The 8,852-nt window shown below is 71.4% G+C and carries 9 protein-coding genes; 8 read left to right on the top strand and 1 reads right to left on the bottom strand.

Annotated features, from left to right (window positions below; all coding sequences use genetic code 11):
- The 3 genes from GA0115259_RS26680 to GA0115259_RS26670 form a co-directional block, all read left to right on the top strand.
- Positions 1 to 533: ABC transporter permease (locus GA0115259_RS26680; protein WP_093601752.1), on the top strand; the 533-nt coding region annotated here is incomplete at its 5' end.
- Positions 530 to 1,204, top strand: a complete 675-nt coding sequence (locus tag GA0115259_RS26675; RefSeq protein WP_093601748.1) for an ABC transporter permease — start codon at positions 530 to 532, stop codon at positions 1,202 to 1,204. The genes GA0115259_RS26680 and GA0115259_RS26675, both read left to right, overlap by 4 nt.
- The gene (locus GA0115259_RS26670) at positions 1,201 to 2,157 is read left to right on the top strand and encodes an ABC transporter substrate-binding protein (protein WP_093601746.1); all 957 of its coding nucleotides are present in this window, start codon (positions 1,201 to 1,203) and stop codon (positions 2,155 to 2,157) included. Before GA0115259_RS26675 ends, GA0115259_RS26670 begins: the two co-directional genes overlap by 4 nt.
- A 15-nt stretch (positions 2,158 to 2,172) precedes the next feature.
- Here GA0115259_RS26670 and GA0115259_RS26665 read toward each other — a convergent pair whose 3' ends face one another.
- Complete coding sequence (locus GA0115259_RS26665; RefSeq protein WP_093601744.1) at positions 2,173 to 3,336, bottom strand: betaine/proline/choline family ABC transporter ATP-binding protein; 1,164 nt, start codon at positions 3,334 to 3,336, stop codon at positions 2,173 to 2,175.
- Between the two features lie 200 nt (positions 3,337 to 3,536).
- On the opposite strand from GA0115259_RS26665, the gene GA0115259_RS26660 reads away from it, so the two are divergent.
- The 5 genes from GA0115259_RS26660 (at position 3,537) to GA0115259_RS26640 (ending at position 8,729) form a co-directional block, all read left to right on the top strand.
- Positions 3,537 to 4,835, top strand: a complete 1,299-nt coding sequence (locus GA0115259_RS26660; RefSeq protein ID WP_093601742.1) for an alpha/beta fold hydrolase — start codon at positions 3,537 to 3,539, stop codon at positions 4,833 to 4,835.
- Positions 4,836 to 4,995: 160 nt separating this feature from the next.
- Positions 4,996 to 5,265, top strand: a complete 270-nt coding sequence (locus GA0115259_RS26655) for a DUF5133 domain-containing protein (protein ID WP_066949895.1) — start codon at positions 4,996 to 4,998, stop codon at positions 5,263 to 5,265.
- Between the two features lie 130 nt (positions 5,266 to 5,395).
- Positions 5,396 to 6,382, top strand: coding sequence for an NADPH:quinone oxidoreductase family protein (locus tag GA0115259_RS26650; RefSeq protein ID WP_093601740.1), 987 nt, complete (start codon positions 5,396 to 5,398; stop codon positions 6,380 to 6,382).
- Positions 6,379 to 7,608 (top strand): acyl-CoA dehydrogenase family protein, encoded by a 1,230-nt coding sequence (locus GA0115259_RS26645; RefSeq protein ID WP_176732663.1) that lies wholly within the window; start codon positions 6,379 to 6,381, stop codon positions 7,606 to 7,608. The genes GA0115259_RS26650 and GA0115259_RS26645 overlap by 4 nt, the downstream gene beginning before the upstream one ends.
- The gene (locus GA0115259_RS26640; RefSeq protein WP_093601737.1) at positions 7,605 to 8,729 is read left to right on the top strand and encodes an acyl-CoA dehydrogenase family protein; all 1,125 of its coding nucleotides are present in this window, start codon (positions 7,605 to 7,607) and stop codon (positions 8,727 to 8,729) included. The genes GA0115259_RS26645 and GA0115259_RS26640 overlap by 4 nt, the downstream gene beginning before the upstream one ends.
- The last annotated feature ends 123 nt before the right edge of the window (positions 8,730 to 8,852 follow it).

Genomic DNA, 8,852 nt, shown 5'->3' with positions numbered 1-8,852 from the left:
TCCCGCCCGCCCGGGCGGCCCGCCGCTGGAGCTGGCTCGGCGGGCCCGTGCTCGGGATCACCACCGTCCTCTACACCATCCCGTCGCTCGCGATGTTCTCCCTGCTGCTGCCGCTGTACGGGCTGTCGGCCTCGCTCGTCGTCGCCGGGCTGGTGCTGTACTCGCTGACGCTGCTCGTACGGAACATCCTCGCCGGACTGCGCGCCGTCCCCGAGGAGACCCGGCAGGCCGCCCGCGGTCTGGGATACGGGCCGCTGCGGCTGCTGCTCGCCGTCGAGGTGCCGCTCGCCCTGCCCGCCGCCATGGCCGGGCTGCGGATCGCCACCGTCTCGGCCGTCTCGCTCGTCACCGTCGGAGCGATCGTGGGCCACGGCGGGCTCGGCAATCTCATCTACGCCGGGATGAACACCTTCTTCAAGGCACAGGTGCTCACCGCCTCCGTCCTCTGTGTGCTCATCGCCGTCCTCGCCGATCTGCTGCTGCTCGGACTCCAGCGGCTGCTCACTCCCTGGACGAGGGCGGCGCGCGCGTGAACACACTCTCCGCCGCCTGGTCCTGGCTCACCAGCGCCACGCACTGGTCGGGCCCCGACGGCATCTGGCACCGGCTCGGCGAACATCTCTTCCTCACCGTCGTCTGTCTCGCCCTCAGCTGCGCCGTCGCGCTGCCCGTCGCCCTGGTGCTGGGCCATCTCGGCAAGGGCGGCGCGCTCGCGGTCAATGTCTCCAACGCCGGCCGGGCCGTGCCCACCTTCGCCGTCCTCGTACTGCTGCTGCTCACCCCGATCGGTACGTACGGAGACTGGCCGACGATCATCGCGCTGGTCCTGTTCGCGATCCCGCCGCTGCTCACCAACGCCTACGTAGGGATGCGAGGCGTCGACCGCGATGTCGTACAGGCCGCGCGTGGCATGGGAATGACCGGGAGTCAGCTCCTGCGGCGCGTCGAGGTGCCGCTCGCGCTGCCGCTGATCCTCACCGGTGTACAGATCGCCGCCGTACAGCTCGTGGCGACCGCCACGCTGGCGGCCCTGGTGGGCGGCGGCGGGCTCGGCCGGATCATCACCGCCGGCTTCAACCTCGCCGACACGGCGCAGGTGGTCGCGGGCGCGGTTCTCGTGGCCGTGTTCGCGCTGCTGGTGGAGGCGGTGTTCGAGACGATGCGGCGGCTGGGCCCGCGATGGGCCAGGGACGGCGCCGGATGAGAGGCTTCCGGATCCGTGTCGCCGTCGCCTCCCTCCTGCTGCTGGCCGTCACCACCTGCACCACGGGCCCGTCCCTGGAGCACCGTGGCGAGATCACCGCGCCGCCCGGCGACAGCAGACATCTGACCATCGGTTCCGCCGGCTTCACTGAGAGCGATCTGCTCGCCCAGATGTACGCGCTCCTGCTGAACCGCGCGGGCTACCACACCCGGATCCTCTCCGTCACCAACCGCGAGATCTATGAACCGGCCCTGGAGAGCGGCCAGATCGATGTCGTACCGGAGTACGCGGCGACCTTCGCGGACTGGCTGAACGCCAGGGCCCATGGCGCCGGCGCCAAGCCCGTCGGCTCGCCCGATCTCGCCGCGACCATGCGGGCGCTGCGCGCGCTGGCCGCTCCGCGCGGGCTCACCGTGCTCGATCCGGGCCGGGCCGTCGACCAGAACGCCTTCGCCGTCGCCGCCTCCTTCGCCGCGAAGCACCGGCTGCGCACACTGAGCGATCTGGGCGCGTCCGGGCTGCCCGTCAGACTGGCCGCGGGCGACGAATGCGTGGAGCGGCCGTACTGCGAGCCCGGGCTGCGGAAGACGTACGGCATCAACATCACCGGTATCGATCCCAAGGGCGTGGGCACGACACCGGCCAAGAAGGCCGTCCAGGACGGCCAGGACCAGATGGTGCTGACCACGACCACCGACGCCACGCTCGGCCAGTTCGGTCTGGTGATCCTTGAGGACGACAGGCATCTCCAGAACGCCGACTACATCGTCCCGGTCGTCAACCGCTCCCGGGCCGGTGCCACCGGTGCGACCGGCGCACTGTCCAAGCTGAACACCGTACTGACGACCAAGGACCTGGCGTCGATGAACGAGCAGGTGGACAGCTGGCGCCGACTGCCGGAGGACGTTGCCACGGCGTATCTCAAGTCCAAGGGCCTGATCGCCTCGGGCTGACCGGACTGATGCGACTTACGCGTCCGACACCGAGTCGAAGTCCACCTCGCTGCGTCCGATGCCCTGGGCGTCCGCGTCCACCGACCGGCGCAGGGCCTCATGGAGCTTCGCCGGAGTCAGTACGCCGAGGAAGCGCGGGCCGTCGAGGACCGCCACCCATCCCGCGTCGTGCTGGAGCATCTCGCTGAACGCCTGCTTCAACGGGGAGCCGAGCGGCACCCAGGCCTCCATACGGCGGGCCAGATCGCCGACGGAACCGCGCTCACCGGCCTCGGCCAGCGCGTCCGCGGAGACCCAGCCGTGGAGTTCGCCGCCCGTGCCCAGGACCACGGCCCAGCGGGCGCCCTGTCCGCGCATCCGGGCCGCCGCGTCCCGGGCCGGCTCATCGGTCCTGGCCACCGGAGGCTCCTCCAGATCGGCCGGTTCGACGGCGGTGACCGACAGCCGCTTCAGCCCGCGGTCCGCGCCGACGAAGCGGGCCACATACGCGGTGGCGGGAGCGCCGAGGACCGCGGCCGGCGTGTCGTACTGCTCGACGCGCCCTTCTCCGTACACCGCGATACGGTCGCCCATCCGTACCGCCTCCTCGATGTCGTGCGTCACCAGCAGCACGGTCTTGCGCATCGTCGCCTGGAGCCTCAGGAACTCGTTCTGGAGCCGCTCGCGCGCCACCGGATCCACCGCGCCGAACGGCTCGTCCATCAGCAGCACCGGAGGATCGGCGGCCAGGGCCCGTGCCACTCCCACGCGCTGTCGCTGCCCGCCCGACAGCTGCGCCGGATAGCGCGGACCGTAGATCTTGGGATCGAGCCCGACCAGTTCGAGCAGCTCGGCGGCCCGTGCGCGGGCCTTCACCCGCTTCCAGCCGATCAGGGCGGGCACGGTCGCGGTGTTGTCGAGGACCGTCCGGTGCGGGAACAGCCCGACCTGCTGGATGACATAACCGATACGGCGGCGCAGGGCGACCGGATCGACGCCCGCGACATCCCGGCCCTCGACCAGGACACGGCCCGAGGTCGGCTCGATCAGCCGGTTCACCATCATCATCGTGGTCGTCTTGCCGCATCCCGAGGGCCCCACCAGAGTCACCAGCTCGCCCTCGGCCACCTCGAAGGAGAGATCCCGTACCGCGGCCGTCCCGTCCGGATAGACCTTGGTGACCTGCTCGAACCGGATCATGTCCTCACGCTAGGAGCGGGCGCGTCCCGGCGCACACGGACCGGGACTGTCCGAGTCGGGTGCGTCAGGGCCGTGCGCCCGCTCCGGGAGGCGTGGCAGGGCCTGTACGCGAGGGTTCGTACGCGAGCGCCAGTGGGCCGGTGTGCTGAACTGTCCGCCGTGACCGTCCCCGGCAGGGACGAGCGAGAACAGGAGCACCCGTGACCAGCTACCGTCAGCCCGGCGTCGTCCTCACCGACCATCACTTCTCGGTCCCGCTGGACCACGGTGATCCGTCGGGCGAGCGGATCGAACTCTTCGCGCGTGAGGTCGTGGCGAGTGCCAAGGCGGACGCGGACCTGCCCTGGCTGGTGTATCTGGAGGGCGGTCCCGGCTTCGGCGTCCGCCGCTTCATCGGACGGCAGGCCTGGCTCGGCCGCGCCCTCCAGGAGTTCCGGGTGCTCCTCCTCGACCAGCGCGGCACGGGCCTGTCCACGCCGGCCAACCGGCAGAGCCTGCCGCTGCGCGGCGGTCCGCGTGAGCAGGCCGACTATCTCGCCCACTTCCGCGCCGACTCGATCGTGCGCGACTGCGAGACCATCCGGCCCGGACTGACCGGCGGCGCGCCCTGGACCCTGCTGGGCCAGAGCTTCGGCGGCTTCTGCGCCACGCACTATCTCTCCACCGCGCCGGAGGGCCTGCGTACCGTACTGATCACCGGTGGACTGCCCTCCCTGGACGCCACCGCCGACGAGGTCTACCGCGCCGCCTACCCGCGGATCGCGCGCAAGGTGGAGGCCCACTACGCCCGCTATCCGCAGGACATCGGCAGGGCGCGCCGGATCGCGGAGCATGTCGCCGAGTACCGGCCCGTACTCCCGAGCGGTTACGTCCTGACGCCCGAGGCCTTCCAGTCCCTCGGCATCCTGCTCGGCAGCGGTGACGGCAGCCATCAGCTCCACTATCTGCTGGAGAACGCCTTCGTCGCCGCGCCCGGCGGCCCGGTGCTCTCCGACGCGTTCCAGGAGGGCGTGGCGGCGGCCCTCTCGTACGCCGGACATCCGCTGTACGCCGTGCTCCATGAGGTGATCTACGCCCGGGGCGGCCGGCCCACCGACTGGGCGGCCGAGCGCGTGCGCGCCGAGTTCACCCGCTTCGACGCGGCCAAGGCCCTCGCGGGCGAAGGCCCGTTGTACTTCACGGGCGAGAGCATCCACCCGTGGCACTTCGAGTCGGATCCGGCGCTGCGCCCGCTGCGCGAGACCGCCGAACTGCTCGCCGCCCGCGGCGACTGGCCCGCGCTGTACGACACCGGCCGGCTCGCCGCCAACGAGGTGCCGGTCGCCGCCGTCGTCTACCACGACGACATGTATGTCGACACCGAGCACTCCCTGCGCACCGCGCGGGCGATCCGCGGGCTGCGGACCTGGGTGACGGACGAGTACGAGCATGACGGAGTACGCGCGGGCGCGCCGCGTGTGCTGGACCGGCTGCTGGCGCTCGCGCGAGGTGAGGACTGAGTTCCTCCGCCTGCTGTGCTCTCCGCCCGCTCTGCTCCGGGCCGCCGGGCGGCCCGCCCCGCATCCGCCGGACTTCGCCGAGCGGATGCGGGGAGGCGGGGGGAGAATGGCCCCCAGGGGACTGGTCTCGCGCTGCGCGCGATGACGGGAGGTGGTGGACATGCTGCTGCCGGACAGACATCTGGTCGCTGATCTGCTGGCCCGTTACCGGGCCTGGGAACGGCTCGTCCTCGCCGATCCGCTCGACGAGACCACCCGGGGGCGGTTCGAGGACGTCGCGTACACCTTGTGCGTACTCATGGGACAGCGCACCGCGCGTGAGGCGATCTGGCACGCCGAGACGTATCTGCGCAGGACCCGGCCGGTTCCGATCTTCCCGGACGGAACGGAGCCCGTCGGCCCGGGAGTTCACGAGATCAGCGCGGAGTGACCGCGACCGCGCGCGGCCGACCGGTGTACGGCGGGCCGGCGCGGCGATCAGGTACGGCTGTTCCCACGGTGGCAAGCGACCGCTTAGTATGCGGTCGAGTGCGGTACCGCCCATCGTGTGGAGGCCCTGAATGCAAGCATGGCGAGTACACCGGAACGGAGAGCCGGGCGATGTGATGCGGCTCGAAGAGATGGAACGTCCCGAGCCCGCCGACGGCCAGGTGCTGCTGCGCGTCCGGGCCGCGAACATCAACTTCCCGGACGTATTGCTCTGCCGCGGCCAGTACCAGGTACGGCCGCCGCTGCCCTTCACGCCGGGCGTGGAGATCTGCGGGGAGACCGAGGACGGACGCCGGGTCATCGCCACGCCCGCCCTGCCGTACGGCGGACTGTCCGAGTACGCCGTCGCCGACGAGGCCACGATCCTGCCCGCGCCCGAGGCCCTGGACGACGCCGAGGCGGCGGCCCTGCGGATCGGCTATCAGACGGGCTGGTTCGGACTGCACCGGCGGGCGCGTCTGCGGGCGGGCGAAACGCTGCTCGTCCACGCGGCGGCGGGCGGTGTCGGCAGCGCCGCCGTACAGCTCGGAAAGGCCGCGGGAGCCACCGTCATCGGTGTCGTCGGCGGCCCGGTCACCGGCGGCGGCCCGGACAAGGCCCGGGTGGCCCTGGAACTGGGCTGCGATCTGGTGATCGACCGTCGTACGGACGACCTTGTCGCGGCGGTCAAGGAGGCCACCGGCGGCCGGGGCGCGGATGTGGTGTACGACCCGGTGGGCGGCGAGGCCTTCGACAGGTCCACCAAGTGCGTCGCCTTCGAGGGCCGCATCGTGGTCGTCGGCTTCGCGAGCGGCGCCATTCCCAGCCCCGCCCTCGGTCACGCGCTGGTGAAGAACTACTCGATCCTGGGGCTGCACTGGGGTCTGTACGCCGCCAAGGATCCGGCGGCGGTGGCCGCCTGTCACGAGGAGCTGACCGCGCTCGCGGCCCGAGGTGCCATCAAGCCGCTGATCAGCGAGCGGGTGCCGATGAAGGGCGCGGCCGACGCCGTCCAGCGGGTCGCCGACGGTATCACCACCGGACGGGTCGTGGTCCTTCCGGAAGGCACGGCCCGATGAGCGACGCCACTCGGCCGCTGACCGGCCGACCGCTGATTGACGCCGCCCAACTGCGCTCCCTCGTCCGAAAGTTGCTCGCCGAGTACCCGCCGGCCGGGACCGACCGTACCGACTTCCTCAAGGCGCGCTTCGACGCCGGACTCGCCTGGGTCCACTATCCCGTGGGACTCGGCGGACTTGACGCGCCGCGCTCCCTCCAGACCGTCGTGGACGCGGAGTTGGCCGCAGTTGGCGCGCCCGACAACGATCCGTGCCGGATCGGCATCGGTCTCGGCATGGCCGCGCCGACGATCCTGCGCTACGGCACCCGGGAACAGAAGGAGCGCTTCCTGCGGCCTCTGTGGGTCGGCGAGGAGGTGTGGTGCCAGCTCTTCAGCGAGCCGGGCGCCGGCTCGGACCTCGCCGCGCTCGCCACCCGCGCCGTACGCGAGGGCGACTCCGCCACCGGCGACTGGATCGTGAACGGCCAGAAGGTATGGACGTCCAGCGCGCATCTCGCCCGCTGGGCCATCCTCATCGCCCGTACCGATCCGGATCTGCCCAAGCACCGTGGCATCACGTACTTCCTCTGCGATATGACCGATCCCGGTGTCGAGGTACGGCCGTTGCGCCAGATCACCGGCGAGGCCGAGTTCAACGAGGTGTTCCTCACCGATGTACGGATCCCGGACGCGCACCGGCTCGGCGAGGTGGGCGAGGGCTGGAAGGTCGCACGGACCACGCTGATGAACGAGCGGGTCTCCATCGGTGGCGCCCGGCTTCCGCGCGAGGGTGGCATGATCGGCCCGGTCGCCGGTACCTGGCGCGAGCGGCCCGAACTGCGTACCCACGAACTGCACCAGCGGCTGCTGACGCTCTGGGTGGAGGCCGAGGTGGCCCGGCTCACCGGCGAGCGGCTGCGCCAGCAGCTCGCCGTCGGACAGCCGGGTCCCGAAGGAAGCGGAATGAAGCTCGCGTTCGCCCGGCTCAATCAGGAGATCAGCGGACTTGAGGTCGAACTCCTCGGTGAGGAAGGCCTGTTGTACTCCGACTGGACCATGAGAAGGCCCGAGCTGGTCGACTTCACCGGACGCGACGCCGGTTACCGCTATCTGCGCTCGAAGGGCAACTCCATCGAGGGCGGTACGAGCGAAGTGCTGCTGAATATCGTCGCTGAGCGCGTCCTCGGTCTGCCCTCCGAGCCGCGCGACGACAAGGACGTTCCCTGGAAGGACCTGACACGATGACGCTGCGGCCGAGCGGATCCGAGGCCTCTCCCGATCTGCTCTACTCCGACATCGAGGACGATCTGCGAGCGGCCGTACGGTCCCTGCTCGCCGACCGCCACGATGTACCGGCGGCGCTCGTCCGTGCCGAGTCCGGTGATCCGTACGATCCCGAGCTGTGGACCTCGCTCAGTGCCGGGATCGGAGTGTCCGGGCTGCTCGTCCCGGAGAAGCTCGGCGGCCAGGGCGCGGGCCCGCGCGAGGCCGCCGTCGTACTGGAGGAGCTGGGCCGGAGCGTCACGGCGGCGCCGTATCTGACCAGTTCGGTGATCGCGACCGAGACGCTGCTCGCCTGTGACGGTGAGAGCACGGAGAGCACGGATGTCGCGGGACTGCTCACGGCGCTCGCCCATGGGCACCGGGTCGCGGTGCTCGCCGTACCGTTCACCACCGCGCCCGATGGGCCGCTGGCCGTAGGCGCGGGGACGATCACGGGTGTGGCGGACGCGCAGCGGGCGGATGTGCTGCTGGTGCTGGAGGACGACGGGCTGTACGCGGTCGAGACGGCGTCGCCGGGCGTCGTCGTCGCACCGCTGACACCGCTCGATCTGACCAGGCCGCTCGCCGCGGTCACCGTCGACGCCACCGCGGGTCTGCGGATCGCCGCGCCGCCCTTGGCGGAAGCCGCCGTACGCCGCGGACTGCTGGCCGGGGCCGGGCTGCTCGCCTCCGAGCAGCTCGGCATTGCCGAATGGTGTCTGGAGGAGACCGTCCGGCACACGCGTGAACGGCATCAGTTCAACCGTCCCGTCGGCTCCTTCCAGGCGCTCAAGCACCGGATGGCGCAGCTCTGGCTGGAGGTCGTCTCGGCCCGCGCCGACGCCCGCAACGCGGCCGACGCGCTGGCCACCGGCAGCGCCGAGGCACCGCTCGCGGTGGCCCTCGCCCAGGCGTACTGCGCACGGGTCGCCGTCCACGCGGCCGAGGAGTGCGTCCAGCTCCACGGAGGGATCGGAATGACCTGGGAGCATCCCGCGCATCTCGCCCTCAAGCGCGCCAAGTCCGATGAGCTCGCACTGGGTTCACCGGGCCGCCACAAGGAGACACTGGCCGCGCTCGCGGATCTGCCGGGCCCCCGGTAGGCCCGGTTTGGCGGCTCCGGACCGCCCCCGGGCCGGCTGAACCGCAGGTGGCGGGGTGACGAACTCTGCGGCGGACGGCCCCGGCCGGGCCCGCCGGGGCGGATACTCGGCTGGTCCGCGCCC

Origin of the sequence: Streptomyces sp. MnatMP-M17 (genome assembly GCF_900091995.1) — a bacterium.
Classification (GTDB): Bacteria; Actinomycetota; Actinomycetes; order Streptomycetales; family Streptomycetaceae; genus Streptomyces.
The sequence above is the reverse complement of the archived record's forward strand: the minus strand, read 5'-3'. Positions and strand labels throughout refer to the sequence as shown.

What these genes read in the sequence shown, in the direction of transcription:
- GA0115259_RS26655 (WP_066949895.1), top strand. Translation starts at nt 4,996, where the DNA reads ATGCTGCTGCCGGACAGACATCTGGTCGCTGATCTGCTGGCCCGTTAC.
- GA0115259_RS26650 (WP_093601740.1), top strand. Translation starts at nt 5,396, where the DNA reads ATGCAAGCATGGCGAGTACACCGGAACGGAGAGCCGGGCGATGTGATG.
- GA0115259_RS26670 (WP_093601746.1), top strand. Translation starts at nt 1,201, where the DNA reads ATGAGAGGCTTCCGGATCCGTGTCGCCGTCGCCTCCCTCCTGCTGCTG.
- GA0115259_RS26665 (WP_093601744.1), bottom strand. Translation starts at nt 3,336, where the DNA reads ATGATCCGGTTCGAGCAGGTCACCAAGGTCTATCCGGACGGGACGGCC.
- GA0115259_RS26645 (WP_176732663.1), top strand. Translation starts at nt 6,379, where the DNA reads ATGAGCGACGCCACTCGGCCGCTGACCGGCCGACCGCTGATTGACGCC.
- GA0115259_RS26640 (WP_093601737.1), top strand. Translation starts at nt 7,605, where the DNA reads ATGACGCTGCGGCCGAGCGGATCCGAGGCCTCTCCCGATCTGCTCTAC.